The organism is Evtepia sp. (assembly GCF_034090835.1).
In the GTDB taxonomy this organism is placed as follows: Bacteria; Bacillota; Clostridia; order Oscillospirales; family Oscillospiraceae; genus Evtepia.
The window spans coordinates 36,830-63,768 of sequence record NZ_JAXDRS010000024.1 but is presented as its reverse complement, the minus strand read 5'-3'; the positions used below and the strand labels follow the sequence as shown (position 1 = coordinate 63,768).

Sequence of the window (26,939 nt, the reverse complement as noted above, 5' to 3'; positions counted from 1 at the left end):
GTTCTACTGGACGCCGGCCACATGGCGCAGCGGGTGGATAACGGATATTGGACGGTGCGCAGGTGGCGTCCACAATCATAGCACCGCTGTTTCCGCCAGCTCCTGGATGGTTGCCAGAGTCATCATCGTCATCCTTGGAATTGGAATATTTTGCCTGACGTTCCTTCGCGTCCCGCACGATCATCTCATTGATCTCACCCAGCACTTCCGGTGTCAGCCGCTTACGGAAGTACACCATCAAAGATGGGGCAAAGGGCAGCTTTTCATCATCATAGCCGGGATACCCGCAGAAATACTGCAGATAGGGGTTCTCCTGAATCATAAGGGCAGTTTCCTCATCCGAGAAACCATACTCCGCCTGGGTGATACTAGCGCCCAGGGCCAGCCGCAGCGGCTTGGCTACGTTGCCCTTGCGGTTGGTAAACAGAGCGGCGCACCGCTTCTCAATCTCCAGCCAGGGGATTATCTGTGCTTTTTTCACCCACCAGTTGCTCTCTTTCAGATTCATGCCGACTGGCTGCTTGAAATCTGCCAGACTGATCTGCCCATTGCTGTAACGATACATAGAAGCCCTCCAAGTGCAAGGGTTTTTCCTGATTTTTGCTGTTTTCCTTGCACCTATTGCACCACAAGACTTTTTCTATTATTCAGGATGCTCTATTTAATATATCGGTTCAGCTTAACAGTTCAGGGCATTTCTCGAATGCATATTACCATCTAATCAGAATCAAGCCGTTTGCTTCAAAAGTTTTTCAAGTGACAATAGAAAATTTTTGAATCACCATAAATTATTAAACTTCAATATAATTAATTACTGTTGCATTTTCTCATGCCATTTGTTTAATAAATAATAGATTGCTTTGCTTTTAATATTTAGCCTGTTTTTAAAGGTCAGGAGTACCAGAGGAAGAATTGATTTTATAAAAAATAACTCCCAGGATTTACATATTTGCAGCTAGTCTCCTCCTTATGTAATAAGAAAGGGGGTGACTTGTTATGAATCAGCATATTACCAGATACAGAAAAAAAGTTAGCTGCTGGAGTTTGTATTTGGATTGCTATTAGTTATTTCCAATAAGTATGATGCAGGTCTCATGGCATCAACCGCAATTAGAATTAGAGGAATGTAGTTCAAAAATAAGGAGGATAAATTTATGGCTTACTATATGGCTATTAATAAGAGTGGTAAGAATCTGCCCATTTTTAGCGGGTGGCCCAGTGTTGATAAGGGCAATCAGATTGGTACCATTAATAATCGTGAAGTTTTTATCTATGGCGATACGGAGGACGGTTTTGAGGTCTATTTCCGAAACAGTTCTGGGCGGATTGTTCAGGGATTCTATTATGCAACGGATGCAAATGGAAATGATCTTTTCTCCTCCAATGCTGAGGCGATGAAAGCCCTGTCCTCTTGCATTGATTACCCGTATGGTACGGTAACTATTAGCGGAACGAAATACTATACGTTCAAGTTCCGCCGGAATGAAGAGATCTATACTGCATCTGGTTCTTCTTGGGGTACTGTTGCCTCCGGTATGGAAGTTGCTTGTCGCACAGACGCAATGGGAGATTCTCATCCGGATTGGAAGCTGATTAACTACGTCAAGCGTAGTTCTGATGGACAGTGGGTTGCGGTCACTGGGAGCGGTTATGAGCACGGTTTTGTTGATATCGGCCTCAATGTGGGTTCTACTCCCAGTTCGATTTCTATGTACGGCACCTGGTAATGCGATTTTCTGTAACATCAAAGAGATGTTAGAAATAAAGTGAAGTTGTGCCGTGGTATTTGATTTGGAATCCTGAAGTATCTTTTTTAGCCTGTGAAGCAGATTATCCATAAAAAAGATTCGTAACTATTTGGAGGAGAAAAAGATGTCCAATCACAAAATGCAGTTTCCCTTCCATATTTCTAAAAGCTGGCTCTCTGTGTGCATATTCATTTTTCTCTTGGCTGTTTGTGTGGGTTTAGCAATCCATATCACCAGTAAAAAAGAAAATGCGACATGTTCTAATTCTGATAATTCTGAGTTACCCATTGTTTCGAATGAAAATATTTCAGAGGGATCAGACTCAGATATAGAGTATGCGGAAAATTATGTGCCAACAGAAGAGGACGTTCTTGCAGCACGCCAACAAGCAACCGAAGGAATGTCTCAACAGCAAGTAGAAAACCTGACCGAGGTAATTAAGGCTGCAAATTTGTGGTTGGAACAAAAATATATGGATGAAAATCTTTTCGAGAAACTGTCAGATCCCAACAATTTATACTGGAATTATTTCCATCAGACCGGAGAAATTCAAATTGGTTGGGCAGTTGACGATAGTATCGATATTGATGCTGTATGTGAACGAGAAAAGCTCTCCCTAGAAGAATTCTATGCCAAGTATGGAACGCCCGTTGTTGCAACGAATCTCTATGATGCAGACGGATTTATTGACCTGTTGTCAGAAATGAAATCATTCGTTCAAAACGAAGATCTTAAATCTGAACTTCAGTATCTCATGGATCAGACGGAACAGGCAAAAGAAACCCATAGGATGGAAATTGTAAATGATATCTACAAAAAGCTACATGATCTGGATTATTTTTTGCTGCGATATGGTCCTAAAGATGTCGCTAAGTATGTCAAAGATGATTCTACAGTATCTAAATACTACGGCACACTTTCTTTCTATCAGTAATCACAGTATCCCATACATGCCAAAGATATGTATGGGACATCGCAAAAAAGCAATTTTTCCGTGTTCGATAAATAATCCGTGAGAGACCTGCTAAGTTTTGTCAAGATGGAAATTTGAATTTCGCAAGATAGCAAAAAAAGAGCACACTAAACCAGGCCGCTTCGCATCTCGAAATTGAAATGGCAGCCAGCCAACGGGTATGTAACAAGGTTAAATCTGCTCCAGTGTATCCAAGTAGGTTTTCACAGTAGCGTAGTAGATCCGCAGAAACTTGTTAGCGGATGCCATCATGTAGACGCGGTAAGGCTTCCCCTCGGCTCGTTTCCTGTCCATAAACTGGTAGACAGGTTCATCAAGGGGCGCGGTTTGCAAATAGACGCTCATGACAAGGAAAAGCGTCCGGCGCAGCGAGGATGCCCCAACCTTACTCATGTTCTTGCGTCTGCCTGTTACATCCCCTGAATCATTCGGCGGGGCGTCAATACCGGCGTAGGCCACGAGGGCTTTCTTAGAGTAAAAACGGCGCACATCACCAATCTCAGCCATGAGCTGCGGGCCGAGAGCCGGACCAACTCCGAACATCTCCATGACAACAGGATACTCCGGAAGCTGGGACGCCAGGGATTGCATTTCCTGCCTAAGTGTGGCCAGCGCAGCGGAGGTTGCTCTGAGCTGAGATACAGCCTGCTCAACAAGCAGCTTAGTGGTTTCAGACTTCGGCATAACGCCGATGTGTCCACCGGCCTCAGAGTAAATGTAAAGAGCCTTTTCCTCACTGAAGTTGTAACCGTTCTTTCTGCACCATCGCTGATATTTGTTTAGGAACGCCTTTTCAGAGCGTTCACAAACGCACCCGCAGTGCCAGAACTCCGCCACGAAGTCTACCCACTTCTCGCTTCCATCTGCACGGACAGGACTATTGAATAAACGATTCGCGTTCGGAAAAGTGGTATCCAGCAAAGAGATCAAGTTGTTTTTCAGAACAGTTTGTACCTTGGAATACTGTCGGTACTGGCGGTAGCAGCTCTTTAGTAGCAGCCGAGTGTCTTCCTCCGGAACATACCTCGGCAAAGTAAGCCAGCGGTCAAGGCCATAGTTCGCCAGCTTTACGGCGTCCTTCCTGTCGGTCTTGACATGCCTCAAATCGTTGTTCCCGTAGCCATGCACCAGCTTTGCGTTGACGACGGAGACATACAGCCCCGCATCGTGGAGCAGCCAAGCCACCGGCGCATGGTAATTCCCTGTGGCCTCCATGACCACACGAGTCTCACCGTCCAGGCTTTTGAGACGCCTTGCCAGCTCGCTCAGTTCACTGTCGGTGTGACGCACTTCAAATGGTGAGATGACGACCTCTCCAAAGGGACGCATGACAGCAACCGTACTTCTGCCTTTGGAAATGTCGATGCCAACAGAGTTCATGTATCTACCTCCAATACGAAATCTGCAACCGGAATCCATCTTTTTCTCGTTGCCGATTCAATCTATTGGGTGACGCGAACTCGATGGCTCAACCTGCTCAAATCGAACGCTGCAACAAGAGGATGGCTGACAGTCTTTCCGACGGACATAGCAGCCCAAGGAGTTAATGGTCAGCCAGTTGCTCCCCTTATTGTAGCTTAGGCACGAGATGGAAAGAAAGCCGGACTGGCTGCCCAAATTTATTGTAATAGTGAGTGTATTATGATGATGTATCCTTCTTATGGTATCTACAGGAAAAGGTTGTTTTTACAGGGTGAAAAAGCAGGCAAGCCTCTTACTACAGGTTGGCTGCCCCCACTCCCAGATATGAGAGACTATTCCGATGAACACCCTGTTATTTCAGAATTGACGAAGAAACTTGGTGTCATGAAAAAAGACTCAGAGACAGAGATCCCGTCTAGTGTCGATTTAAGAGAGTGGTGTTCTCCGGTAGAAGATCAACTTAGCCTAGGTTCCTGCACTGCAAACTCTGCAGTAGGAATGGTTGAGTATTTCCAAAGGAGAGCCTACGGAATTCATATCGAAGGCTCAAGATTGTTCGTATATAAAACGACGAGAAAGCTCATGCTCTCGTCTGGAGACTCGGGAGCGTGGCTTCGTTCGACCATGGGGGCACTTGTGTTGTTCGGAGTTCCTGACGAAAAGTATTTTCCATATACTCTTGATGGGGAAACAGTAAATCCCGATTGGGACCGTGAGCCTGACAGTTTTCTTTACTCCCTTGCTAACCACTACTCAGCTATCAACTACTTTTGTCATGACCCATTGGGCAAGAAGACCGCAAAGAACGATGTTTTAAAAACTGTGAAAATCTATTTGGCCGCAGGAATTCCTTCCATGTTTGGCTTTTTCGGATTTCCTTCTTTTGAAGACTCAGACTCTCTTGGCTGCATCCCTTATCCTGGCAAAAACGAACAGGCAGAATGGGGACATGCAGTAATGGCAGTAGGATACGATGATAACAAGATCATCGTCAACACTCGTTGTAACCAAAAAACGCAAGGAGCGTTGATGATTCGAAATTCTTGGGGGCGCTCTTGGGGGGAGAACGGCTATGGCTGGATTCCCTATGACTATGTTTTGAACGGATTGGCAGAAGATTTTTGGTCCATTCTCTCCATGGAATGGATCGACACAGATCAATTCGGTTTGGGTCGCTAGGGCGTATCTAAAAAAGGAAGAGAATGTATGGTTTCAATAAAATCCATAAATCAATTGGAACCTATATGGTGATCTCCCGCGTATTGGATTTTCTATCTGCATGGGAACCCTCAATGTGGTCAATGAACTCTTGGAGAATGGTGGCGGCAAGCTCCTTCATGTCTGTGTACTTCTTAGCCACGGATATAAACGCCTTGGCATCGGTTTGCTGCTTGTCCTGCTGTTTAAGGTCTTGGCGCAAAACCTCCGCCATGTTCTTCAAATTGCGCTGCTCCTGTTCATAGTCATGGGACAGCTTGATAAAGCGTTCATCCGTCAGCTTGCCGACAACATTATCCTCATACAGATGGGAAATGATCGTGTCAAGTTCGCTGATCCGCTGGTCGGCTTTGGAGAGAGTTTTACGATCCCTTGCCAGGGAGTTGTTTTCGTGGTCATGCACCAGTGTTGTATTGGCTGTAGAGACATAATTATAGCTTATGTAAGATATAGATAAGTCCGGCTGGTGCGCGCCAGCCTTCCCAGACAAACTTATTGTAACAGGAGGGAACCTCAATATGATTGGAAGACAAGTCATTCTACCAAATTGTTCCTTTACGCTAAAGGAACTGGAAATGTTCATGGGAGAAAAATGGGATAAAGAAACCTACAATGCGTTCGTTGTTGGTCATCCTACGCCAGCATCTATCGAGGAGTATATCATGCTACCAGCAACTCAACGGTTTATGGTGATTGTTTATCCTCGTTCAGCAGGTAGTTTATTCAGTAGAAAAAATAAGATAATTCTCAGTGTGTGCCAAACACCCGATGGTGCAAAGGAATGGTTTACAACGTCTATTCCTTCACACAGCATTTTCTTTGGCGCTTGGAAAATCAGCACAACAATGTCCATCGAAAAGGAACGTAAAGGTCCAGCAGAAAAAGCGTTACAGAAATATGCTATCTATTTTCGTGAACTGTTGAAGCAGGAAGATTATTTATAAAATAATCAAAACCAACCGTTCAACGGGTGGTTTGAACAGACCCTATAAGGGCCTATCTCCGCCCCTTTAAGGGAGCACCGAATTGGTTTGACAACCACAGTTTTATCTCCGGCAGCCCCCTATTCTGAGACCGTCTTTATTTGCCTTTCTTTATCGGCTTAGCAAAGTAGATCATCACCCCGTAAAAACTGTGGGTTACAGTAGTGGCAAGAACAAGAATAAGTAGTTTAGCTTTTCAATTGTATCGTAGTTTTGCCTTTATGTTTTCTACCGTGTTGCGCTGGTGCAAATATCAGATTGTATCAAAAATGACGTGCAGAGACAGATGGTCCGATCCCACACAATTGCCCCGGTCTCTTTTCGACGGAAGTGTTGTGTGGGATCTTTTTTTCAGGACGGAGGTCCTGGACGGCACGACCTGTTCCATTATTTAAAATAAGGAGGGCGAAGAGACACGATGTATTTGAATAAGCAGACCATGAAACGGCTGCTGCTGCTGATCACGTTTACATTATTATTATATTGGGCGCTGAGTCACCCGGACTATGCACGGAAGGTATTTTCCGGCATTCTCTCTGCGCTGCTGCCGTTTCTGCTGGGTGGGTGTATTGCGTTTTTTATCAACGTGATCCTTCGTCCCCTTGAGCGGTTGTGGAAGCGGGTGTGGGGGAAGCGCTACGGCCCCACCCAGGAAAAGTTTAAGCGGCTGGTGTGCCTTTTGCTCAGCACCGTCATTGTGATCCTGGCGTTTTTCGCGCTGATCTTCATTGTGGGTCCCTCTCTGCAGGAGAGCGTTGCCAACTTCGCCTCCATGCTGCCTCTCTACGTCAGTCAGCTGAACCAGTGGTGGCAGGAGATCTCGGCCTTTCTGGCGCAGCACTCCATCATGGTGCCGGAGCTGCAGATGGACCCTGAGGCGATCCGCAACTCTCTGGAGAACTTCTTCACCAACCATGGGGAGGAATTTTTGAATACCACCATAGGGATCACAACGTCCCTGTTCTCCATGGGGGTCACGCTGGTGCTGGCGTTTGTGTTTTCTCTGTACGTTCTGGCACAGAAGGAAACTCTGGCAAAGCAGGCGCAGCAGGTCCTGCGGGCGCTCTTTTCGGAGAAGCGGGCCAACTGGTTCATGGACGTTGCCAACCTGACCAACAAGACCTTTTCCCACTTTGTGGCAGGACAGCTGACAGAAGCGGTGATCCTGGGTTCTCTCTGCTTTGTGGGCATGGTCCTGTTCCGGATGCCCTATGCTTCGGTTATCGCGGTTTTGGTGGGCTTTACGGCGCTCATCCCCATTTTCGGTGCGTTCATCGGGGCGGCCATTGGCGCCTTCCTCATTTTGCTCATCAATCCCATCCAGGCCTTTTGGTTCCTGATCTTCATTGTGGTGCTGCAGCAGCTGGAAGGAAACCTGATTTATCCCAAAGTGGTGGGAAAATCCGTGGGCCTGCCGGGGATCTGGGTGCTGGTTGCGGTGACCCTGGGCGGCAATGCCTTTGGCTTATTGGGCATGATCCTCAGCGTTCCGATCTGCTCGGTGCTCTACAGCCTGGGAAAACAGGGAGTACGGAACCGACTGCAGAAAAAAGAACAGGGAAAATAAGGAAAACTCCGCCTGTTGGTTCTTTTCCCAAAGATCCGCAGGCGGATTCCATTTTATACAAAATGGCTTTGATACAAAAACAGATGTTTTTGACTTGGGGATTTTTGTGTATTTATACAAGGAATATTAAGGAAAATAAAACAAAGTATTGCAATTTTGTAAATTCTACAATAGAATAGGAACGTTGTAGCATCGCCCCAAAAAACAGAAAAGAGAGAGTGATTGTTATGAACCCTATTCTTGACAGCATTGACTCTGTGGTCACTGCGATCAGCGGCGTATTGTATATGCCCTGGGTCCCGTTGCTCCTGCTGGCCTCCGGTCTGGTCTTTACGTTCCGGAGTAAATTCGTTCAGCTGCGGCTTCTGGGTGAATCGTTCCGTGTGGTTTCTGAGAAACCCAAAACCAAGGGGAGCATTTCTTCCTTTGGCGCACTGATGGTGTCTACGGCTTCCCGCGTGGGCACCGGCAACATTGTTGGCGTCTCCACGGCCATCTGCATGGGTGGCTACGGCGCTGTGTTCTGGATGTGGGTCACCGCTCTGCTGGGCGGCGCCTCCGCTTTCGTGGAGTCCACCCTGGCACAGATCTACAAGCGCCGCAACAAGGATGGCTCCAGCTACGGCGGTCCCTCCTACTATATGGAGAGCGGTCTGCGTCAGCGCTGGCTGGGCGTGATCTTTGCGATCATCATCATCCTGACCTATGCGGTGGGCTACAATATGCTGGCCTCCTACAACCTGCAGTCTGCTTTTGCCGGGTTCAGCTTCTATGACGCCGGCAAGACTCCCGCTGTGATCGGCGTGATCCTGGCCGTGCTGTTTGCTGCCTGCGTGCTGGGCGGCGCCACCCGTCTGACCAAGATCACCGGCTTCCTGGTTCCCATCATGGGCGTTCTGTATGTTCTGGTGGCCCTGGTGGTGGTCATTATGAACATCAAGCTGGTCCCCTCCGTCTTTGGCAACATTTTTGCCAGCGCCTTTGACTTCAAGGCCATCTTCGGCGGTTTTGCCGGTTCCTGCCTGATGGAAGGCGTCAAGCGTGGTCTGTACTCCAACGAAGCCGGTATGGGTTCCGCCCCCAACGCCGCTGCCACCGCAGACGTTTCCCACCCGGTTAAGCAGGGCCTGGTCCAGATGCTGTCCGTCTTCATCGACACCCTGCTCATCTGCTCTGCCACCGCCCTCATGTGCCTGTGCTCCGGCGTGGTCCCCACCAAGGAACTGGCTGGCGCTCCTTATGTTCAGGCTTCCCTGCAGAGCGCGCTGGGCAACTTCGGCCCCATTTTCATTGCGGTTTCCATGGCGCTCTTTGCCTTCACCACCCTGATCGGCAACTATTTCTACTGCGAAGGCTGCCTGCGCTTCATCTTTAAGCGTACCCCCAGCCACGCCTTCATGACCGTGTTCCGCATCATTGCGGCTGTGATCATCCTGCTGGGTGCCATGATCAGCATGAATCTGGCCTGGGATACCGCTGACCTCTTCCAGGGTCTGATGGTAGTGATCAACGTTCCCGTGATCCTGATTCTGGGCCGTCCCGCCATGGCTGCCCTGAAGGACTACATGGCACAGCGGAAGGAAGGGAAAAACCCCGAGTTCAAGGCTGCGTCCATTCAGCTCAAGTCCGAAACGGATTTCTGGAACTAATCGATTGTCCAACGCAGTGTATGACCCCTGCGGCAGGTTTTTCTGCCGCAGGGGAATTTTTATGCGGGAGAAAAATTCTTCTGTTTCTTTGGTGCGCCTTGTGGTAGGATGGGAGAAAGAACAATGAAACGGAGGGAGCCAACATGAAAGAATGGAAGGTGGGCGGATTCCGGGGCATAGAAAGGGAAGGCCCCCAGCCGGAACAGGGTCCTGACTTTTTGACCCGGGAGGCCACGGAACCGGCCTGGCGGTTCCATCATACCCTGGATGCCTATCAGGAGACGCCGCTGGCCAGCCTGCGCCATCGGGCAGAGGCGTGGGGCCTGCGGGGCCTTCTGGTCAAGGACGAGTCCCCCCGTTTTGGGCTGAATGCCTTTAAGGGTTTAGGGGGAATTTATGCGCTGACCCGGGCCATTTGTCAGGAACTGGGGCTGGAGGAGGTGTCATTCTCTGCCCTTTGCAGCGATCTCTATCGGGAGAAACTCTCCCATATGGTGTTCGTCACTGCGACTGATGGCAACCACGGGAAGGGGGTTGCCTGGGCAGCGGCCCAGCTGGGGTGCGAGGCCCATGTCTATCTCCCGGTGGGCTCGGTTCCTGCCCGGGCCAAGGCCATTGCGGACGCTGGGGCGGTGGAGGCGAAGATCCTGGAGCTGTCCTATGATGATACGGTCCGCTATGCGGCGCAGATGGCAGAGGAAAAGGGCTGGACACTGGTACAGGATACCAGCTGGCCGGGGTATGAAGACATTCCCCGGTGGATCGTACAGGGGTATACCACCATGGCCCGGGAGGCGGCGGAACAGCTGGAGGCCCAGGGGTACCAGCGGCCCACCCATGTGTTTTTGCAGGCCGGAGTAGGGGCCATGGCCGGCGGCGTATTGGGGTACTTGCTCCACCGTTACCGGGAAGATCCGCCGGTTTTCGTGGTGGTAGAGCCGGAGGTCATCCCCTGCATCTATCAGTCCGCCCGGATGGGCGACGGCCAGCCGCACCCCGTGGAAGAGACCGGCTCTACTATCATGGCGGGGCTCAATTGCGGGGAGCCCTGTGGGATCACCTGGCCGGTGCTGCGTGATTTTGCCCGGTGGTATACCGCCTGCCCGGATGACGTGAGCAGGGAGGGGATGCGGCTGCTTGGCCTACCTCTGGAGGGAGACCCTGTGGTGGTTTCCGGAGAGAGCGGCGGCGTGACCGCCGGCCTGCTGGGGCGGATCATGACCCGGGAGGACTGTCGCGACCTGCGGACAGCCATGGGGCTGGACCGGCAGTCAGTGGTGCTGCTGTTCAGCACCGAAGGGGACACGGACCCGGCCTCCTACCAGGAGATCGTGGGAAAAGACAAGCCCCTCGTTGACAAATGACAGAAACGTGGTATCGTATAAGAGAAACCTCATTTCCCTGATGGAAAGAATAGGAGGAACCACTATGGCAAAAAAGTATGGATTTGGCGGAATGCTTTTCTTTGGCGCAGTGACCGCAGCTTTGGGCGGCATTGCGGCCTATAAGCATCGGAAAGAGATCGAAGAAGCTCTGAAGGAGATTTCGGACCAGCTGGAAGCCCGGGAGGACGTCATGTTCTTCTCCGGCGATATGGACAACATCGTTCATACGGTTCCGACCACAGAGCAGGAGGAAGGCGAACCGGAAATTGATTTTATGGATCTGACGGAAGAACCCGAAGAAGGACCGGAAGCCTGAGTAAGAAAGAAAAAAGACAGTCCCCCTGCCGTTGGCAGGGGGACTGTTGCCGAAAGAACACCGGAGGAAGCGAAGCAACGTGGAGATAACCATCAAACCGGCCTACCAGGAGCAGGAGGCCATTCGAGAACTGTTTACAGAGTATACAGATATGGTGGTGGAGAATGATCCTGATTTTGCGGGGTATCTGAAGCTCCAGCGATACGACGCAGAGCTCAATAACCTGGCTGAGAAATACGGACAGCCCGGCGGACGGCTGTATCTGGTCCGGGTGGACGGTGCGCCGGCCGGGTGCATTGCCATGAAGCGGCTGGACGAGACCAAGTGTGAGATGAAGCGGCTGTATATCCGGCCTGCCTTCCGGGGGAAAGGGATCGCCCGCCGACTGGTGACCATGCTCCTGGCAGATGCCCAGGAGGAGGGTTACCAGGCGATGCTGCTGGATACCTTCCCCTTTTTGAAGGGAGCCATCCGTCTGTATCAGGAGCTGGGCTTTTATGAGATCCCCAGCTATAATAACAGCCCCTTGGACAGCACGATCTATATGCGCAAGGATTTGCCGCTGGCGTGAAGAAGGGAACAGGACAGAGAGCAGGGCTTTCTGTCCTCTTTGCTTTTTATGGGTGTTGTGAAAAAGAGGACCGGATGTCTCAGACAACCGGTCCTCTTTTTGTATCGGAATTTCTTCTTGCACAATACTATAACTTATAGTATTATATATTATAGCAAAGGAGGGATGGTGCTTGTCTTCCATCGACTTGGTAATTTTGGGAATTGTGCTGGAAAAGCCCCAAAGTGCCTATGATATTCAAAAAGATATCGAATCCCATCATTTTTCCCGCTGGACGAAGATCAGTATTCCGTCCGTTTATAAGAAAGTACATCAACTCAAAGAGAAAGGATATCTGGCGAGTACCTTAGTGAAGGGGGAGCGATTTGCAGAAAAGGCGATTTATTCCGTGACCGACGCTGGGAGAGCCTATTTCGAGACGCTGATGCATACCGTTGCTGGGCAGTATGTCCCGCTTACCTTTGACTTTAACGTGGTGATTACGAATCTCAGTAAAATGGAGCCGTCCTGCGCGCAAGCGCTTGTGGAGAAACTCCGGCGGAGCATTGAGACATCGGCGGAAGAAACCGAGGGATATGCACGGGAATATGCAGACATTCCCCTGGTGGGCCGTACCATTTTTGACCAGCAGCGCCGGCTCTATGAAGCACTGCTGGCGTGGCTGGATACCTTTTCTGCGCAGTTTGCCCAAGAGAGAGGGGAGGATCATGACGCAGAGCACGCTGACGATTTGCTTTGAATCACCCTTTTGGGTTGGGATCTATGAGCGCGTGGACGGAGATCGGTATGAGGTCTGTAAAATCCTCTTTGGGGCTGAGCCAAAGGACTATGAGGTGTGGGCATTCCTGCTGAAAAACTGGAGTAAACTGAAGTTCAGCCCGCCCCTTCCCGCGGAGCGTCTGGAGCAGAGAAGGTGCAATCCAAAACGGATATAGCGGGAGATCCGAAGCCAACTGGATCACACCGGGATCGGCACAAAGGCGCAGCAAGCGCTGCAACTACAGAGAGAACAGAATCGATTGGAACGAAAAACCATAAGCCGTGAACAAAGGGAGGCGGAAAAGGAACGGCAATTTGCGCTGCGCCAACAGAAAAAACGAGAAAAGCATCGGGGGCATTGATCTTTTGTGCCGGGGAAAAAGAAAAGAGGGTTTTTCCGTCTTTTAAAAGACGGAAAAACCCTCTTTTTGGTCGGAGTGTGGGGATTTGAACCCCAGGCCTCTTGGACCCGAACCAAGCGCGATACCAAGCTTCGCCACACCCCGATAGGCTACACTATTATATGCAAGGAAGCAGGGAATGTCAAGGGGAAAGGGGAGAATTTCTTCCCTCATATTCTGCGGAGCCCAGGCATAGAGATAGGACAAACAGGAAAGGAGGGATACCATGGCCACGGCAAACAAGCGAAACCGAAAGAAGGAACCGTTATCGCCGGGAGAGCGCCGCCGGCTGCGTCAACTGGTGGTCTGCCTGCTGCTTTTTGGGGTGGTCTTTCTGGGCCGGGGCGTGGACCTGGGACCGGTTTCCCGTCTGTCCTCTGCGGTCAGGGACCTGGTGCAGTCAGATACGGATTTTCAGGCGGTGTTTGCGCAGATGGGGGAAGCCATCTCCAGGGGAGAGCCTGCGGCAGAGACCTTCCAGGGATTCTGGCAGGGGATGTTTTCTCAGGATGAGGATGGAGAGCGGGCTCCGGAGGAAGCAGAAGAAGGGTCAGGTGAGGACGGCGCGGAACAAAGTACATAGCACAGGTGATTTTTGGCTGGTGTTGGGGACGCTGCTGCTGGCGGCGTCCCTTCGGCTGTTGTTTTGGTTTGAGGTTTCTTGCCTGGTGCATGAGCTGGGGCACATGGCGGCGGTTCGTCTGTTGGGCGGCCGGGTGCGGTCGATCCAGCTGACCGGCGTTGGGGCGGTGATCCATCCCAGCCGTGACCGGTTGTTTTCCTATGAAGAGGAATGCCTAACGGCGGCGGGACCTGCAGCCAGCTTTCTTTTGGCGGGCGTGGCCGCTTTCTGGGGCCGCCAGTTTGGCGGTGTGGATGCCTACTTGCTCACCGGGGGGGGTATTCAATCTTCTTCCTGCCGGGCCCCTGGACGGAGGTAGGATCCTCCGGGCGCTGGTCTCTTTGGTGGTGGGGCCGGATGTGGGGGAGCGGGTGCTGAACGGGGCCACCTGGGGCCTGGGGGGAGTGTTGGCTGCTGCGGGGGTGTGGGTGCTGTCTGTCAGCGGGAATTTCTCGCTGCTGCTGTGTGCAGCCTGGCTTTTGTGCCGGAGAAAAAGGACCCATGGGGGATATTGAAGGGGAGAAAGTGCCCTCTGCTTGCCAGAGGGGCACTTTTTTGTTATAATTGTGTCCAACTTCCCTGGGTAGGGAAGGGATCCGTGTTAATCAGGAAGAATACAGGCATACTGGAGAAAGGAGGGATCCCCACAGCGTGTTTTCTCAATTTGTCCATGGGATCGACTGGTTCGGTCTGAGTACCATGGTTTTGCGGATCGTTGCGATCCTGCTCTGCCTTGTGGTGCACGAGGTGTGCCATGGACTGGCGGCGTACTATCTGGGAGACCCCACAGCAAAGCTGTCCCATCGTTTGTCCCTGAACCCACTGCGTCATTTGGACGTATTTGGCCTGATTATGATGGTGGCCGTGGGGTTTGGCTGGGCCAAGCCGGTCCCGGTGGACCCGCGCTATTTCAGAAATCCCAAGCAGGGTATGGCGCTTACGGCTTTGGCCGGTCCGGTCTCTAACTTTGTTCTGGCCTTTCTCTCTGCGGCTGCCATGAACGGCGTCTATGCTGCTCTGGTGGTCCGGGGAGAAACTGCGGGCTTAGTGACGGCGCTGCAATTCTTTTATCTTATGGTCATGATGAACATCGGTCTGGGGATCTTTAACCTGATCCCATTCCCGCCGCTGGACGGTTCCAAGGTGGTGGCCATGTTCCTGCCCGACCGATCTTACATCCGCTGGATGCAGCTGGAGCGGTATGGCATGATTTTTCTTATGGCCCTTCTCTGGTTCGGGTGGCTGGATCCTTTCCTGGGGACTGCCCGAAGCTGGATGGTCAACTTCATGCTCACCCGGACCGAGTTTGTCTACCACGGGGTCCTGTCCCTTCTGGTGTAAGGCAGATGGAACGGCCGGTCTACTATATCAAGGGGATCGTGAAAGCGCGGGAAGAGGTGCCGGGAGATTTTACCGGCCCACTGGATCTGATCCTTCATCTGCTCCGACGAAACCGCCTGGAGATCCGGGATATTCCGCTGTCCGATATTCTGGACCAGTATCTGGCCTGGGTCGCCGCCCGGCGGACGCTGGACCTTGCCGTGGCAGGGGAGTTCATCACCATGGCCTCCCACCTGATGCTGCTCAAAACCAGGATGCTGCTTTCGGAGAAGGACCCGGAGGCCAAAACAGAGATGGAAGAACTGATGGCTTCCTTGGAGCAGCAGCAGTACCGGGAGGCCTGCCTGCGGGTGCAGTCGGTGCTCCCGGCCCTCCAGGATGGATACCTCTCCGGGCGGGAACGATTCCCGAAAAAACCGGAAGCCCGCTATGCACGGCGGGTGTATCACTATTCCTATACCCCCGGGGACTTGCAGCAGACCATGGAGTCCTGGCACCGGCGCAGGGAGAACGCAGCGCCCCCGGATAAGACATGGGTCCCTCCGGGGATTCCAAAGAAGCCCTATGAAGTAGAACGAAAAACCGAGCAGCTGTTGGAGCAGCTGGAGGAAAGGGGCGCATTGTCTCTGGATGCTCTGTTGTCCCGGAGCCGCAGTTTGTCTGAGGCAACGGCGGTGTTTCTGGCGGTGCTTGAGCTGTGCCGCCGGGGAAAGATCCAGCTGTCGGGACCGGAAGAAGCGGTGGTGCTCTCTCTGTCTCCGGAGGGCACCTGGCAAGAGGATGCATATGGAACAACGAGAGATTGAACGAGGGGTGGAAGCCATTCTCTTTGCCCTGGGGGAGCCGGTTTCCCAGGTGCGTTTGAGCGAAGCCCTGGGGGTGTCCCCGGCGGAAATTGCCCGGGCCTGCCAAAGCCTAGCGGCCTTCTATGAGGCGCGTCAGGCTGGCATCCGCCTGACGGCGCTGGAGGACCAGTGGCAGCTGGTGTCGGCCCCTCCGTGGGGGCCTGCCATTCGGCGGCTGCTGGCGGGGAAACAGGCGGACAAGCTGTCCCCGGCGGCCATGGAGACCCTGGCGCTGGTGGCCTACTATCAGCCGGTCACCCGGGCGGCCATTGACCAGATGCGGGGGGTGGACAGCAGCCATTCCCTGTCCCTGCTGCTGGACCGAGATCTCATTGCGTCCTGCGGCCATCTGGATGCACCGGGCCGTCCGCTGCTGTATCGGACCACTACAGGGTTCCTCCGTAGTTTCGGCCTGGCGTCGCTGGATGCGCTGCCGCCGTTGCAGGAGCGGAGGGATGGAGAAAGGGAGGAGGCGATGCCATGACAGGTTGGATCCTGCTTTTGATCCTGCTGGCGCTCATTCTGCTGGTCGCGTTCCTGCGGATCGGAGCGGAGGCGGGGTACGATGAAACCGGCCCCTGGCTTACAGCTTTCATAGGACCGAAGGCGTTGCGGCTTTATCCAGCCGACCGGGAAAAAGCCGCCCGAAAAGCGGCAAAGAAAGAGGAGAAAGCCCGGAAGAAGGCGGCAAAAGAACCTGAAAAAGAAACGGAAAAGGAAAAAAAGCCCGCTTCCCTGGGGGGGACCTTGTCTCTGGTCTGGGACCTTCTGCCTGCCATTGGAGAGGCAGTGGGGAGCTTCCGGAGAAAGGTCCGTGTGGATGCGCTTGTCATGGACCTGACCTGGGGAGAGGAGGACCCGGCAGACGCCGCCATCCATTACGGCTGGGCCTGGGCTGCCACGGAGACCCTTCTGTCCTTTTTGGAAGCGAACTTTGTGGTCAAGCATTGGGACATTGCCCTTCATCTGGATTACCAGAGGGAGGAACCTCTGCTGTATGTGCGGGGAAAGCTGTCCCTGACGGTCGGCCAGCTGTTGAAGATCGCCCTGCCTCTGGCCTGGCGGGGAGGAAAAATTTTGTGGACCCATCGAAAGAAAAATCATCCGGCAAAAACAGCTGGAAAAGAGCAACAGAAAGGAGCGCTGCACAATGGAAAAGAAACATCCTGTGAATGACCTTATGGCTGCCACCATTGAAAAGATCAAGGAGGCGGTGGATGCCAACACCGTCGTGGGAGAGCCGATCCTGGCAGGGGAGATCCTGCTGATCCCGGTGTCCAAGATCTCCTTCGGGTTTGGCACCGGCGGCTCGGAGATGGCCGGGAAGGGTGACCAGACCCCTGCGGTGAATCCCTTTGGCGGGGGCGGCGGCGCCGGCGTGAAGATCACCCCGATCTGTTTCCTGTCGGTGCATGGTTCCAACGTGCGGGTGCTGCCTGTGGGGACCACAGCGGAGACCAGTCTGGACCGTCTGGTGGATCTGATCCCCGACACGGTGAACAAGCTCTCCGATATGCTGGAGAAGAAAAAGGGAAAGAACGAGAATAAAGGATAAGGAAAGCCTCCATACTAAAAGGGAAAACCTTTTGGGATGGAGGCGATCCTTTGGGAAAAACCATCGTGGTGCTGATCATGGCGCTGAGTTTTGTGCCGGTTTTGGGGGGACAGGCCCGGGCGGCTGCCCCAGCGCCGGACATTTCTGCCTCCTGCGCGGTGCTTATGGACGTGGACAGTGGGAGGGTGCTGTACAGCCGCAACCCGGAAGAGCCCCGCTCCATTGCCAGCATTACAAAACTGATGACGGCGCTGGTGACGGTGGAGTGTTTGGATGATCTATCCCAGCAGGTAACGGTGCTGCCCGCCTGGACGGGGATCGAAGGGACCTCTCTCTACCTGAAAGCGGGGGAACAGCTGTCGGTGGAGACCCTTCTCTACAGGTTACTGCTCCACTCAGGCAATGACGCAGCGGTGGCCCTGGCGGAGATCTGCGCAGGGGATGTGGAGACTTTTGTAGGGTGGATGACCCAGCGGGCCAAGGACCTGGGGATGACCCACACCCATTTTGCCGATCCCCATGGCCTGAGCAGCGAGAACCACTATGCCTCGGCGATGGATATGGCTCGGCTGGCGGCGGCCTGCTTAGAGCATCCAAAATTACAGGAGATCGTTTCTACCCGTACGATTACCATGGAGGGAAGGTCTCTGGTGAATCACAACAAGCTACTGTGGCAGTATCCGGATTGTACAGGCATGAAGACTGGTTACACCCGGCAGGCGGGCCGGACGCTGGTGTCCAGTGCGGAGAGAGGGGGGCAGCGATTGGTGTGCGTCACGCTGAACGACCGGAACGACTGGGCAGACCACGCAGCCCTCCTGGACTATGGGTTTCTCCAGTATCCCCAGCGCGTGTTGGGGGAAAAGGGAGAGATGATGGGACGGGTCCCGGTGGAGGGAAGCCTTCTCCATACCCTTCCTGCGGTGATGCGGGAGACGGTCCGCTATCCCATGGAGGAAGGGGAAGAAGTGAGAGCGGAGGTAGACCTGCCGGAGCAGGTGCAGGCTCCGGTCAAGGCGGGGGCGATTGCCGGTCAGGTCCGCTTCTTTTCCGGAAATACTCTGGTGGGAGAGAGTTATCTGGTGTGGGAGGGTGCAGCCCACCGGGACGTGGTGGGGGAAGATCTGCGGCGATCTCCCCTGGAACTCTTCCGGCAGTGGTGGGACCGGCAAAAGGAAGCATGAGGCAGACAAGAAGGTAAGGGAGGTTCCCTTGCCTTCCTTTTTTTTCGTGGGTATAGTATAATACGGAAGCAGAAGCAAACGCGGGAGAAAGGATGGAGATGGGGATGGAAGAACGGCTGCAAAAGATCCTCTCCAGCGCTGGGGTGTGTTCCCGGCGGAAAGCGGAGGAATATATCCTGCAGGGGCGGATCACGGTGAACGGAGCACCGGCTGGTCTGGGAGACCGGGCGGACCCGGCCAGAGACGAGATCGCACTGGATGGCAGGGTGGTGGCCCGTCCGTCCGAAGCGCATACCGTTCTGATGTTGTATAAGCCCAGAGGTGTGGTGACCACCCTGTCCGACGAAAAAGGGCGAAAGACAGTGGCGCAGCTGGTGAAGGACTGTCCAGTGCGGGTCTGGCCGGTGGGACGGCTGGATATGGATTCCGAAGGGCTTCTGCTGCTGACCGATGACGGAGCGCTGACGAATCATCTCATTCATCCCCGGCATCAGGTGGAAAAGGAATACCACGTATGGGTTACGGGATTCTACCCTGAGGCGGTGAAAAAACTGTCCCGTCCCATGACACTGGATGGGCAGCAGCTCCGTCCGGCCCGGGTGGTGCGTCTGGGAGAGGACGGCCTCAAAACCATTTTTTCTGTGGTGATCCATGAGGGAAAAAACCGCCAGGTGCGTCGGATGTGCGCCGCCTGCGGGCTCACAGTGACCCGTCTAAAACGCATGCGGGAAGGGGATTTACAGCTGGACCCCAAGCTGAAATCGGGGCAGTGGCGATACCTTACGGAGGCAGAGAAAGAATTGCTGCAAAAGGATTCTCTCCTGCAAGAATAAGTTTTTTTCTTGCAAAATGAGGGGAATCGCGCTATAATAACGGAAACGATGAAACTTGGGTTGCATACGAAGAAGGTTCCGTTGTTGTGGGTGGGCTGCTGCGCAGAGAGGATCATCCCAAAAACAGCGGGAACAGCGGCACCCGGAAGCAGAACCGGAGGATTACTTTCATGGGGAAAGATATTTTATCTTTGATCAGCAGCAAAATGAACACCTTTTCCAAAGGGCAGAAGCTTATTGCGAACTATATTCTCTCCTCCTATGACAAAGCGGCCTTCATGACAGCCAGTAAACTGGGTAAGATCGTGCATGTGAGCGAGTCGACGGTGGTCCGCTTTGCGTCGGAGCTGAAGTATGACGGCTACCCGGACATGCAGAAGGCGCTGCAGGAGATGATTCGGAATAAGCTGACCTCGATCCAGCGGATCGAAGTGACCAACGATATCATCGGCAATCAGGACGTGGTGTCTACGGTCATGCAGTCGGATATGGAAAAGATTCGTATGACCATGGAAGAGATCGACCGGGACAGCTTTGATGCAGCGGTCGATGCCATTGTCAACGCCAAGAAGATTTACATTCTGGGCACCCGTTCCTCCGGTTCTCTGGCAGGATTTTTGTCCTTTTACTTTGGCCTGATGTTCGACAACGTGGTCCATGTGGGCGAGAGCGCCAACCAGGAGATCTTTGACCAGATCGTACAGGTAGGAGAGGGCGACGTGACCATTGGTCTGAGCTTCCCCCGGTACTCCCGGCGGACGGTACGGGCCATCAACTTTGCCCACGAGCGGGGCTCCAAGGTGATCGCCATCACCGACAGCGCCTCCAACAGCATGGCCAAGGCGGCGGACTATGTTTTGCTGGCCAAGAGCGACATGGCCTCCTTTGTGGACTCTCTGGTGGCGCCGCTGAGTCTCATTAACGCATTGCTGGTGGCCATCGCCCGGAGCAAATCTGACATTGTGGAACATTTTGAACGGCTGGAGCACATTTGGGAAGAATACGGTGTGTTTGTCAGCATGGAGGAAGAAAATCAATGAAACAGCCCTCAGTGGTGGTGATTGGCGGCGGCGCAGCAGGGATGATGGCTGCGCTGTCGGCTCATAAAGCGGGGGCTTCGGTGACCCTGCTGGAACCCAACGACAAGCTGGGCAGAAAACTTTACATCACCGGCAAGGGCCGGTGTAATCTCACCAATCATACAACGGCGGAGGGAGTGCTCAACAACATTCCCCGCAACAGCCGGTTTCTGTATAGCGCGGTGACGCGGTTTCCACCGTCTGCCGTGATGGAATATTTTGAAGCACTGGGCGTCCCCCTGAAGGTCGAGCGGGGGGGACGCGTTTTTCCGTGTTCGGATAAAGCCGCCGACGTGATCGACGCTTTGTTTTATGCGCTGAAACGGGCTGGGGTCATCATTCGACAGGCCCGGGCCCTGGGGCTGGAAGTTCAGGCTGGAAAGGTCACCGGCGTTCGTCTGGAGGATGGGGTGCTGCCCGCAGGGGCCGTGGTCCTGGCCACCGGCGGGGTGTCCTACCCGGCCACCGGCTCCACCGGAGACGGATATGGGATGGCAGCAGAGGTGGGGCACACCATCGTGCCCCCCAGAGGCTCTCTGGTCCCGCTGGAAGAGGCGGGGGACACCTGCGCCAGGATGCAGGGACTCTCCCTGAAAAATGTCACCCTGACCATGAAGAACCAGAAGAAAAAGACGGTGTTTCAGGAGCAGGGAGAGATGCTCTTCACCCACTTCGGCCTGTCCGGCCCTCTGGTGCTCAGCGCCAGCGCCCACGGGAACTGGGCGAAGGATACCTACCGCATCCTCATTGACCTGAAACCTGCCCTGGACGAAGGAAAGCTGGAGGCCCGCATCCTCCGGGACATTGCCCAGGCGCCCAACCGGGCGTTTCACAATTTCCTGGAGGGTCTGCTCCCCAGGATGATGGTGCCGGTGATGGGTGAGCGGGCGGATATTCCACCGGACCTGCCGGTGAACGCTCTGACCAAGGCCCAGCGCCGCCGCCTGATCGAGAACATGAAGGGCTTTGTGGTGGATATTGCGGGTCCCCGGCCGGTGAAGGATGCCATCATCACCGCCGGCGGAATCAAGACCGGGGAGATCGACCCGGGGACGATGATGTCCAAGAAGGCACCCGGACTGTTCTTGGCGGGGGAGGTCATCGATGTGGACGCCTATACCGGCGGATTCAACTTGCAGATTGCCTGGAGCACCGGGCGGGCCGCCGGAGAAGGTGCTGCCCAGTACGTAAAGGAGGAAGAGGAACATGACGACCTTTCACAGCATCGCCATTGATGGACCGTCCGGGGCGGGAAAGAGCACCATGGCCAAGGCGCTGGCCAAGCGGCTGGGCTTTTTGTATGTAGATACCGGCGCTATTTATCGCACGGTAGGCCTGTATGTGGCCCGACAGGGACGAGATTGCAGCAAGCCTGCGGAGGTGTTGCCCTGTCTGGACGAAATCCATCTCTCCCTGACTTATGGAGAGGACGGACTACAGCATATGATCCTCAACGGGGAGGATGTGACTGCCGCCATCCGGGAGAATGAAGTGTCCCGGTATGCCTCCCAGGTTTCCGCCATCCCGGAGGTGCGGACCTTTTTGCTGGAGATGCAGCGGGATCTGGCCCGCCGGCACCATGTGATCATGGATGGCCGTGATATTGGCACCGTGGTGCTGCCTCAGGCAGAGGTGAAGATCTTTCTCACCGCTTCGGTGGAGCAGCGGGCCCTGCGCCGTCATCGGGAACTGCTCCAGAAAGGGGAGACCATTTCTCTGGAGACCATTCGGGAGGAACTCATCCAGCGGGACGAACGGGACAGCAGCCGCGCCGCTGCCCCTCTGAAAAAGGCGGAGGATGCCGTGGAGCTGGATACCTCTGCGCTGACGCTGGAAGAGAGTGTGGAGGCGCTGCTGACCATCGTGAAAGAGAGGATATCGATTTGAACTTATATGAACTGGCCTACGTGGTGAGCAAAGGGATCTTCCGCCTGTCCACGTTGCGGACCCCTCTGCAGACGATCGGGAAAGAGAATATCCCTGAGGGCGGCGCAGTGCTGTGCTGCAATCATGTGCACAATTCCGACCCGTTTTACATTGTGTACTCCTTTGACCGAAAGGATAAGATCTGGATCATGGCCAAGGAAGAGATCCGTCACTACCCTGTGGCCGGCTGGCTGTTGCACTGGCTGGGATTTGTGATCTGGGTCAAGCGGGGGAAGTCGGACATCGGGGCGGTGAAATCCGCGCTGAAGGCCCTGAAGGGCAACGAAAAGCTGCTGATCTTCCCGGAGGGCACCCGCCAAGAAGAGATCGGCGAGGGGAAAACCGGAGCGGCCATGATGGCCATCCGTACCGGGACCCCCATCCTCCCTATGTACATTTCTCCCGAGCGGGAGAAGGGAAGCAAGACCAAGGTGTACATCGGCAAGCCTTACATGCCCTTCACCGAGAAGCGGCGGGCCAACGCGGAGGACTATGAGACCGTCACCGAAGGCATCATGGCGAAGATCCGGGAGATCAAAGACCACCGGGAAGAGATGGAGGCGGGTACATGGAACGGGTGATCCTGGCCAAGTCGGCGGGCTTCTGCTTTGGGGTCCGCCGGGCAGTGGAACTGGCGCAGAAGGTGGCAGAGAGCGGCGAGCCCTATGTGATGTTGGGCCCCGTGATCCACAACGACCATGTGATCGAGCAGCTGGAGGAGAAGGGCGTCGCCTGTGTTTCCAGCGTAGAGGAGGTCCCGCCGGGATACGGGGTCATCATCCGGTCCCACGGGGAAGGAAAGGCTGTCTATGATGCCCTGGCAGCAAGGGGGTGTCAGATCGCCGACGCCACGTGTGTCAACGTATCCCGCATCCATGAGATCGTGAAGGACGCCAGCGACCGGGGACGGCAGGTGATTATCATCGGCTCGCCGGAGCACCCTGAGGTGAAGGCGATCGCCGGTTGGGGTGAAAGGGCAAAAATCTTCAGAAATGAGGAAGAATTGACCCGATTTCTTGTGGAAAAGGAAGAAAATCAACAAAAACCGGTGACATTGGTTTCTCAAACTACATCAACGAATAGAATTTGGACCCCCTGCAGAGAAAAAGTAAAAAAACTGTGTACAAATGCAGAAATATTTGATACAATATGTAACGCTACGTGTATGCGGCAATCAGAAGCGCAGAGTTTGGCGGAGCAGTGCGGTGCTATGATCGTGATCGGCGACCGAAAAAGCTCCAACACGACCCGTCTTGCTGAGTTATGCCGGGCACACTGCCCGCTGGTTTTCCACATCAGTCGGGCTGAGGAGCTTGACCGGAGTATGGTAAGCGGGGTAGCTTCTGTGGGAATCACCGCCGGTGCGTCCACACCGGGGTGGATAATAAAGGAGGTCAAAGACAAAATGAGCGACGAAACTAACAACGTGATGGAGATCGAAGAATCCTTCGCTGAAATGCTGGAGAACTCGATCAAAACTTTAAATACGGGGGATAAGGTCACTGGCGTTGTGACCGGCATCACTGCCACCGAGGTCAACGTGGACCTGGGCACCAAGCACGCAGGCTACATCCCCATCTCCGAGCTGAGCGACGATCCCTCTGTGAAGCCTGAGGACGTGGTGAAGGTCGGCGATGAGATCGAGACCTATGTTATGCGTGTCAACGACGTGGAGGGTGTTGCTACCCTGTCCAAGAAGCGTCTGGACACCGTGAAGAACTGGGACACCATCGAGGCTGCTGTTGAAGAGAAGACCATCATGGAAGGTACCGTGACCGAGGACAACAAGGGCGGTATCGTGGTCAACGTCAAGGGCATCCGCGTGTTTGTGCCCGCATCCCAGACCGGTATGCCCAGAGGGGCTGACCTGTCCGAGATGATCAAGCAGAGAGTGAAGCTGCGCATCACCGAGGTCAACCGTTCCCGCCGTCGTGTGGTGGGCTCCGTCCGTGCCGTTCAGGCTGAGGAGCGCGCTGCCAAGGCCGCTGAGGTTTGGGAGAACATCGAGGAAGGTAAGAAGTATGAGGGCACCGTGAAGTCCCTGACTTCTTACGGCGCATTCGTGGACATCGGCGGCGTGGACGGCATGGTTCACGTGTCCGAGCTGTCCTGGAGCCGGATCAAGAACCCCGCTGAAGTCGTCTCCGTGGGCGACCATGTCAGCGTGTACGTCATCTCCTTCGACCCCGAGAAGAAGAAGATCTCTCTGGGCATGAAGGACCGCAGCCAGGATCCCTGGGAGAAGTTCACCTCCACCTACGAGGTTGGCTCCGTGGCCAGCGTCCGCGTGGTGAAGCTCATGACCTTCGGCGCCTTTGCTGAAGTGGTTCCCGGCGTGGATGGCCTCATCCACATCTCCCAGATCGCCGATCACCGCATCGAGAAGCCCGGCGATGTTCTGGAAGAGGGCCAGGTGGTTGACGTGAAGATCACCGACATTGACTACGAACGCAAGAAGGTTTCTCTGTCCATCCGCGCTCTGCTCAACGACGCCTGTGCAGAAGAGGGCGAGCAGGAAGAGGACGACGCTGGTTACGAGGAATAAGAGAACCATATATCGTTCGCTGGCAGAAGGATAAACAAGAAAAGGGGAACTGCCAGTTTGGTCAGTTCCCCTTTTTTAGAGAGTGAAACAGGAGGCTTTTGGGCATCCTGAGTTCACAAATAAGAATGGAGGACATACCATGGTTACCATTACCAAAGACACCATCATCGGCGATATCCTGGACATTGCGCCTGAGACCGCTCCCGCTTTCCTGGAGATCGGTATGCACTGCCTGGGCTGCCCCGCTTCCCGGAACGAGACCGTGGAGCAGGCCTGCCAGGTCCACGACGAGTCCGTGGATGATCTGGTGAAGAAGCTGAACGAGCTGATCGAGGCAAACCGGAAATAAGATGAAAAAACAGGAGCGGGCATCCGCTCCTGTTTTTCTTCCTGAGGGAGGAGAGAGGCTATGAAAGAGTTAGAGCTGTCCCCCCGTCTGCAGGCCATTGCGGACCAGGTTCCCCAAGGCGCCCGCCTGCTGGACGTGGGAACCGACCATGCCTACTTACCGGTCTGGCTGCTGCGGCAGGGCCGCGTGGCTGCTGCGGCGGCGTCAGACGTAAACCAGGGGCCATTGGAACGGGGCCGGGAGACGGCGCAGACGTATGGCGTACTGGAGCAGATGACCTTCCGCTGCTGCGACGGTCTGGAGGGCGCAGGACCGGAGGAGGCGGATACCATTGTTATCGCCGGTATGGGGGGCGAACTGATTGCCCATATCCTGGAGAAAGCACCCTGGACCCGGGATGCCCTGCTGCTGCTGCAGCCCATGACCGCCCAGCCATTTCTTCGTCAGTGGCTGATCACCAACGGATACACCATCACCCGAGAACGGCTGCAGAGGGAAGGCAATAAGGTTTATACTATTCTCACGGTGCGAGGAGGCGAGAGCCCTGCCTATACCCCTGGAGAGCTCTGGGTGGGCCGCCAGCAGGAGGAGGACCCCCCCTATCGGGCAGCTTACCTCTCGGACCTGATCCGCCGCCGGGAACGGGCCCTGGAAGGGATGCGGAAAGGGGAAGCCATGGAACCGGAGACCATACAGGCAGAAGAGGTCCTTTTGGCAGACCTGAGAAGGCTGGAAAAGGAATGGGAAGAGAGAACGGAGGGAACACAGTGACAACCGTAAAAGAGATTTATCAGTACTTAGACCAAAAAGCACCCTTTCGGTATCAGATGGGGTTTGATAACGCAGGTTTTCTGGTGGGGCGAGGAGATGCCCCTGTCCAGGGTGTCCTGGTTGCCTTGGATATCACCCCGGCAGTGATCCAGGAAGCGGCAGAGAAGGACTGTTCCCTGATCGTGGCCCATCATCCGGTGATCTGGGGCCAGATCGGGCAGGTGACCGACGAGACCTCCACAGGGCGAAAGATCCTGGCGCTCATCGAGGGGAAACTGTCGGCCATTTGCGCCCATACCAATTTGGACAGCGTGGAAGGCGGCGTCAACACCGAGTTGGCCCGGCTGGTAGGCCTGAAGGATTCTGTTCCTCTGGAAGAGGATGGGGTGGACGAAGGGGGCCGTCCCTATGGCATTGGCCGGGTGGGGGAGTTGGAAGGTGGTCCGCTTTCCCTGGGAGCTTTTGCAGACCGGGTGAAAGAAGCCCTGTCCCTGGAGGGAATTCGTGCGCTGGATGCCGGCGTTCCAGTCCGTCGAGTGGCGGTGGGCGGCGGTGCCTGCGGCAGTATGCTGAGCCAGGTGAAGGCCATGAGGTGCGACACCTTCCTGACCTCTGATTTGAAGCATGACCTCTACCTGGAGGCCAGAGAGCTGGGGGTGAACCTCCTGGACGCAGGCCATTATTCTACAGAGACAGTGGTCTGCCCTGTCCTGGCCCAGTGGCTGCGGGAGGCATTTCCCCAGGTAAAGGTGGAGATCTCCACCAGCCAGAGAGAGGTTTTTTCTTATTTGTAAGGAAGAGCCCTTGCCAAGCGTAGGAAGCTATGATAAAATTATTCAGTTAAAGACAACGATTGCAGAACGCCCGTCGGCGCACTGCAACGCAAAGTATTAGAAA

31 protein-coding genes, 1 tRNA gene and 1 pseudogene are annotated in these 26,939 nt (G+C 54.4%); 29 read left to right on the top strand and 4 right to left on the bottom strand.

Annotated elements, in window-relative coordinates; translation table 11 throughout:
• Positions 1-565 (bottom strand): transposase (locus SOR61_RS05085; RefSeq protein ID WP_320611593.1); only part of this gene is annotated, 565 nt, incomplete at its 3' end.
• Between the two features lie 589 nt (positions 566-1,154).
• Between SOR61_RS05085 and SOR61_RS05080 the strand changes: the two genes are divergently transcribed.
• Complete coding sequence (locus tag SOR61_RS05080) at positions 1,155-1,727, top strand: hypothetical protein (protein ID WP_320611592.1); 573 nt, start codon at positions 1,155-1,157, stop codon at positions 1,725-1,727.
• A 145-nt stretch (positions 1,728-1,872) separates the two neighbouring features.
• On the top strand, positions 1,873-2,682 hold the full coding sequence (locus SOR61_RS05075) for a hypothetical protein (protein WP_320611591.1): 810 nt from the start codon (positions 1,873-1,875) through the stop codon (positions 2,680-2,682).
• Positions 2,683-2,892: 210 nt separating this feature from the next.
• On the opposite strand, the gene SOR61_RS05070 is transcribed toward SOR61_RS05075, so the two are convergent.
• Complete coding sequence (locus SOR61_RS05070) at positions 2,893-4,101, bottom strand: IS110 family transposase (RefSeq protein WP_320611590.1); 1,209 nt, start codon at positions 4,099-4,101, stop codon at positions 2,893-2,895.
• 261 nt (positions 4,102-4,362) lie between these two features.
• Here SOR61_RS05070 and SOR61_RS05065 point away from each other — a divergent pair, with 261 nt between their 5' ends.
• A complete protein-coding gene (locus tag SOR61_RS05065) occupies positions 4,363-5,322 on the top strand; it encodes a C1 family peptidase (RefSeq protein WP_320611589.1) in 960 nt (319 codons plus the stop codon).
• Between the two features lie 61 nt (positions 5,323-5,383).
• On the opposite strand, the gene SOR61_RS05060 is transcribed toward SOR61_RS05065, so the two are convergent.
• On the bottom strand, positions 5,384-5,851 hold the full coding sequence (locus SOR61_RS05060; RefSeq protein ID WP_320611588.1) for a DUF4368 domain-containing protein: 468 nt from the start codon (positions 5,849-5,851) through the stop codon (positions 5,384-5,386).
• Positions 5,852-5,879: 28 nt separating this feature from the next.
• Here SOR61_RS05060 and SOR61_RS05055 point away from each other — a divergent pair, with 28 nt between their 5' ends.
• The 8 genes and pseudogenes from SOR61_RS05055 (at position 5,880) to SOR61_RS05020 (ending at position 12,953) form a co-directional block, all read left to right on the top strand.
• Positions 5,880-6,305 carry a hypothetical protein gene (locus SOR61_RS05055; protein ID WP_320611587.1) on the top strand — a complete coding sequence of 142 codons (426 nt, stop codon included), beginning with the start codon at positions 5,880-5,882 and terminating at the stop codon, positions 6,303-6,305.
• 457 nt (positions 6,306-6,762) lie between these two features.
• A complete protein-coding gene (locus SOR61_RS05050) occupies positions 6,763-7,911 on the top strand; it encodes an AI-2E family transporter (RefSeq protein ID WP_320611586.1) in 1,149 nt (382 codons plus the stop codon).
• Positions 7,912-8,138: 227 nt separating this feature from the next.
• Positions 8,139-9,560, top strand: a complete 1,422-nt coding sequence (locus tag SOR61_RS05045; RefSeq protein ID WP_320611585.1) for an alanine/glycine:cation symporter family protein — start codon at positions 8,139-8,141, stop codon at positions 9,558-9,560.
• Between the two features lie 143 nt (positions 9,561-9,703).
• Positions 9,704-10,924 carry a diaminopropionate ammonia-lyase gene (locus SOR61_RS05040; protein ID WP_320611584.1) on the top strand — a complete coding sequence of 407 codons (1,221 nt, stop codon included), beginning with the start codon at positions 9,704-9,706 and terminating at the stop codon, positions 10,922-10,924.
• Between the two features lie 64 nt (positions 10,925-10,988).
• Complete coding sequence (locus tag SOR61_RS05035; RefSeq protein WP_320611583.1) at positions 10,989-11,261, top strand: hypothetical protein; 273 nt, start codon at positions 10,989-10,991, stop codon at positions 11,259-11,261.
• 79 nt (positions 11,262-11,340) lie between these two features.
• A complete protein-coding gene (locus SOR61_RS05030; RefSeq protein ID WP_320611582.1) occupies positions 11,341-11,832 on the top strand; it encodes a GNAT family N-acetyltransferase in 492 nt (163 codons plus the stop codon).
• Between the two features lie 172 nt (positions 11,833-12,004).
• Positions 12,005-12,571 (top strand): PadR family transcriptional regulator, encoded by a 567-nt coding sequence (locus SOR61_RS05025; protein ID WP_320611581.1) that lies wholly within the window; start codon positions 12,005-12,007, stop codon positions 12,569-12,571.
• Positions 12,540-12,953 (top strand): annotated as a pseudogene (locus SOR61_RS05020) (YjdF family protein). Before SOR61_RS05025 ends, SOR61_RS05020 begins: the two are co-directional and overlap by 32 nt.
• Before the next feature lie 67 nt (positions 12,954-13,020).
• Here SOR61_RS05020 and SOR61_RS05015 read toward each other — a convergent pair.
• A tRNA-Pro gene (locus SOR61_RS05015) sits at positions 13,021-13,097 on the bottom strand.
• 121 nt (positions 13,098-13,218) lie between these two features.
• Here SOR61_RS05015 and SOR61_RS05010 point away from each other — a divergent pair.
• The 18 genes from SOR61_RS05010 (at position 13,219) to SOR61_RS04930 (ending at position 26,836) form a co-directional block, all read left to right on the top strand.
• Positions 13,219-13,575 carry a hypothetical protein gene (locus tag SOR61_RS05010; RefSeq protein ID WP_320611580.1) on the top strand — a complete coding sequence of 119 codons (357 nt, stop codon included), beginning with the start codon at positions 13,219-13,221 and terminating at the stop codon, positions 13,573-13,575.
• 19 nt (positions 13,576-13,594) lie between these two features.
• A complete protein-coding gene (locus SOR61_RS05005) occupies positions 13,595-13,933 on the top strand; it encodes a site-2 protease family protein (RefSeq protein WP_320611579.1) in 339 nt (112 codons plus the stop codon).
• Positions 13,869-14,129, top strand: coding sequence for a site-2 protease family protein (locus SOR61_RS10245; RefSeq protein WP_407066508.1), 261 nt, complete (start codon positions 13,869-13,871; stop codon positions 14,127-14,129). Before SOR61_RS05005 ends, SOR61_RS10245 begins: the two co-directional genes overlap by 65 nt.
• Positions 14,130-14,265: 136 nt before the next feature.
• Positions 14,266-14,955, top strand: coding sequence for a site-2 protease family protein (locus tag SOR61_RS05000; protein WP_320611578.1), 690 nt, complete (start codon positions 14,266-14,268; stop codon positions 14,953-14,955).
• 5 nt (positions 14,956-14,960) lie between these two features.
• Positions 14,961-15,761 (top strand): segregation/condensation protein A, encoded by an 801-nt coding sequence (locus SOR61_RS04995; protein WP_320611577.1) that lies wholly within the window; start codon positions 14,961-14,963, stop codon positions 15,759-15,761.
• Positions 15,742-16,284, top strand: a complete 543-nt coding sequence (gene scpB, locus SOR61_RS04990) for an SMC-Scp complex subunit ScpB (RefSeq protein ID WP_320611576.1) — start codon at positions 15,742-15,744, stop codon at positions 16,282-16,284. The genes SOR61_RS04995 and scpB overlap by 20 nt, the downstream gene beginning before the upstream one ends.
• Positions 16,281-16,976: a DUF2953 domain-containing protein gene (locus tag SOR61_RS04985; RefSeq protein ID WP_320611575.1), complete on the top strand. Its 696-nt coding sequence runs from the start codon at positions 16,281-16,283 to the stop codon at positions 16,974-16,976. The genes scpB and SOR61_RS04985 overlap by 4 nt, the downstream gene beginning before the upstream one ends.
• Positions 16,951-17,355, top strand: coding sequence for a GerW family sporulation protein (ytfJ, locus tag SOR61_RS04980; RefSeq protein WP_320611574.1), 405 nt, complete (start codon positions 16,951-16,953; stop codon positions 17,353-17,355). The genes SOR61_RS04985 and ytfJ overlap by 26 nt, the downstream gene beginning before the upstream one ends.
• A 50-nt stretch (positions 17,356-17,405) precedes the next feature.
• Positions 17,406-18,539 carry a D-alanyl-D-alanine carboxypeptidase family protein gene (locus SOR61_RS04975; protein WP_320611573.1) on the top strand — a complete coding sequence of 378 codons (1,134 nt, stop codon included), beginning with the start codon at positions 17,406-17,408 and terminating at the stop codon, positions 18,537-18,539.
• Positions 18,540-18,643: 104 nt separating this feature from the next.
• A complete protein-coding gene (locus tag SOR61_RS04970; protein ID WP_320611572.1) occupies positions 18,644-19,372 on the top strand; it encodes a pseudouridine synthase in 729 nt (242 codons plus the stop codon).
• Positions 19,373-19,542: 170 nt separating this feature from the next.
• Positions 19,543-20,412, top strand: a complete 870-nt coding sequence (locus tag SOR61_RS04965) for a MurR/RpiR family transcriptional regulator (RefSeq protein ID WP_320611571.1) — start codon at positions 19,543-19,545, stop codon at positions 20,410-20,412.
• Entirely contained in the window at positions 20,409-21,686 is a 1,278-nt protein-coding gene (locus tag SOR61_RS04960) for an NAD(P)/FAD-dependent oxidoreductase (RefSeq protein ID WP_320611570.1), read from the top strand. Before SOR61_RS04965 ends, SOR61_RS04960 begins: the two co-directional genes overlap by 4 nt.
• Positions 21,658-22,338: a (d)CMP kinase gene (gene cmk / locus SOR61_RS04955; protein WP_320611569.1), complete on the top strand. Its 681-nt coding sequence runs from the start codon at positions 21,658-21,660 to the stop codon at positions 22,336-22,338. The genes SOR61_RS04960 and cmk overlap by 29 nt, the downstream gene beginning before the upstream one ends.
• Positions 22,335-22,958: a lysophospholipid acyltransferase family protein gene (locus SOR61_RS04950; RefSeq protein WP_320611568.1), complete on the top strand. Its 624-nt coding sequence runs from the start codon at positions 22,335-22,337 to the stop codon at positions 22,956-22,958. The genes cmk and SOR61_RS04950 overlap by 4 nt, the downstream gene beginning before the upstream one ends.
• Positions 22,946-24,922, top strand: coding sequence for a bifunctional 4-hydroxy-3-methylbut-2-enyl diphosphate reductase/30S ribosomal protein S1 (locus SOR61_RS04945; protein ID WP_320611567.1), 1,977 nt, complete (start codon positions 22,946-22,948; stop codon positions 24,920-24,922). Before SOR61_RS04950 ends, SOR61_RS04945 begins: the two co-directional genes overlap by 13 nt.
• Before the next feature lie 139 nt (positions 24,923-25,061).
• Positions 25,062-25,271 (top strand): DUF1858 domain-containing protein, encoded by a 210-nt coding sequence (locus tag SOR61_RS04940; protein WP_320611566.1) that lies wholly within the window; start codon positions 25,062-25,064, stop codon positions 25,269-25,271.
• A 60-nt stretch (positions 25,272-25,331) separates the two neighbouring features.
• Positions 25,332-26,042 (top strand): class I SAM-dependent methyltransferase, encoded by a 711-nt coding sequence (locus SOR61_RS04935; RefSeq protein WP_320611565.1) that lies wholly within the window; start codon positions 25,332-25,334, stop codon positions 26,040-26,042.
• Complete coding sequence (locus SOR61_RS04930; RefSeq protein ID WP_320611564.1) at positions 26,039-26,836, top strand: Nif3-like dinuclear metal center hexameric protein; 798 nt, start codon at positions 26,039-26,041, stop codon at positions 26,834-26,836. Before SOR61_RS04935 ends, SOR61_RS04930 begins: the two co-directional genes overlap by 4 nt.
• The last annotated feature ends 103 nt before the right edge of the window (positions 26,837-26,939 follow it).